Source organism: Altibacter sp. (assembly GCF_019913785.1).
GTDB lineage: Bacteria > Bacteroidota > Bacteroidia > Flavobacteriales > Flavobacteriaceae > Altibacter.
The window spans coordinates 1-2,256 of record NZ_JAIOHK010000052.1 but is presented as its reverse complement, the minus strand read 5'-3'; the positions used below and the strand labels follow the sequence as shown (position 1 = coordinate 2,256).

Here is a 2,256-nt window from a genome sequence, read left to right as displayed (position 1 = left end):
ATTTGCACTATTAATATTCAGGTTAAATTTATCGGTTTTCCCAACGCGATTTAATGTGATATCCACATCTGGAATATCACAGCAAAGTTTGGGAGTAGGAGGTTTTTCACACTCAAAGAAATAGGCAGATCCTGCTCTTACTATGGTATTTCCGCCTAATACATCTTCTTCTTCAAATCTTGCTCCAATTAAGGCTGAACATCCTGAAATAGCAACGTATCTTCCAAAATTGTCATAATCAGCTAAGTCTGAAGAAAATATTTTACTATTAAAATTCCAAGCACCCACTGGTCCAATAGGAGGACCTATTTTCCGTTCAAAAACATAAGCCATTCCTGAATTTAAGTTACCACTACGGTATGCTCCCACTATGGCATAATTTCCATTAATGGCAACACCTATTCCAAATTCTTCACCATTAGCTCTTGTCGAAGAAGTGATTTTTTGTCCTTTATTCCAATTACCCAATGCATCTCGTTCAAAAATATATGCGGCTCCTGCCCAATCATCATTTACGGTCATATCTTCATTAGCCGCTCCTACAATTGCAAAACTGCCAGAAATAGCAACCGAATATCCAAAACGATCTTCTGATTCTCTATCTGGCGCTACTATTTTCCTTGGTTTAATTGACCAAGCTCCCATATAACCTGGCGGATGAGAAGAATTTCGATCAAAAATATAAGCGGAGCCTGCATTAGATAAACTACCGGAACCACCTGTAGTGTCTTCATCTTCCAAAAAAGCACCAACAATAGCATAATTACCTGAAATAGAAACCGAACCAAATAGATCCCCTTCTGCTTTATCAAAAGCCTGTAACTTCTGAGTAAAAAACCAAACTCCATTTCCATCACGTTCAAAAATATAAGCTGCGCCGGTTCCAAACCCATAATTTGGTTCTCGTGGACCGTCCCATGCTGCCCCAACAATAATATAGTCCCCAGAAATAGAAACACTTCCTCCAAAATAATCTCCGGCAGCTCCATCAGGTGCCACAATCTTTTTTACTTCTTTCCATTCATAGGGAGAAATCCCTTCGCGCTCAAAAATATAGGCAGCGCCTACATCTTTTTCAAATGCACCTACACTTACTTTGTGATCTTCACCAGAAGCACCCACAATAGCATAGTTTCCGGATATGGCAACTAAGCCAAACGCATCTCCCTTTGCTCTATCTGAAGCCACTAATTTTTGTTTAAAAAGCCAAGGAGCACTCGAAGTTAATCTCTCAAAAATATAGGCGGCACCTGCATCCTTTATAGAAGTAGCACCGTTTTCATCATTATCATTATATGAACCTACAATTGCATAGTTTCCAGATATTGAAACCGAGATGCCAAAATTATCATACAAGTTTCTATCTTGACGCAGGGTTGAATTTGGATTATTATTTTCTGCGATAACCTTTAAAAACTCTTCAACAGGTTGGGCATATAGCGTAGTTAGGCTGGCTAAAATAAATACTACGCTTGTTATAATTTTTTTTGTTTTCATGATCCTATATTTTACTGATTATCAAATGTGAAGCAATCCTTAAAAACACAAGTTGTACAGCTTCCATCTTCAAAATATACTTTGGCTTTAATACAGATCTTATAATGTATTCGACACGTACTAGTATCCTGCCCTTGTGCGGGTCCCGGCAAACCAATTGTAAGGTTCACAGAAAAAGGCCCTGTTAAAGGAGTACTGCTCAAATATTGTATGGCTTTGGCAGCAAGATTATTGGTATTGCCCGTACTTGAAATGTTTTCATTATACATAGCAACAGAAGCATTGTTTATGGTTGTGCCCGGGATCAAGAACATCCCCGATTCCTCATTACTTGTTACACCATCCGTGCAGCCGGGTGACATAGCTGCATAACCATACGACATGATTTGAAATTCAATGCCATATATTGGATCATTAGAAGAAAGATTTCCACTAATATTAAATTGATTCAAATTTCCCCCATTTTGCGAAATATCTAATTTTTTTAGCGTTAGTGTTTTGTTTGCACAATCATTGCAAGCACAATAAGGTAAATCATTTATAACTAGATTTGTTATAGGCGTGCATTTGTCAGTGCCCGTATTAATGACATCTCCTTGCAATCGAATCCCTATGGATGTTACCCCATTGGGTACAGTAACTTTCAAACAATAAAGTGTAGCTCCTCCTGAACCAGATTGTGGCATAAGAGATGGATTTGGATTAACCAAATTGAAAGTTAGAGCATTGTTGTTTTGATCGTAAAGTATTAATCTACTC

General features: G+C 37.9%; 2 protein-coding genes. Both read right to left on the bottom strand.

Going from position 1 to position 2,256, the window contains the following annotated elements:
• Positions 1 to 1,497: FG-GAP repeat protein (locus tag K8F54_RS08145; protein ID WP_290789318.1), on the bottom strand; the 1,497-nt coding region annotated here is incomplete at its 3' end.
• A gap of 11 nt (positions 1,498 to 1,508) precedes the next feature.
• On the bottom strand, positions 1,509 to 2,256 hold a 748-nt coding region (locus K8F54_RS08140), incomplete at its 5' end, for a hypothetical protein (RefSeq protein WP_290789316.1).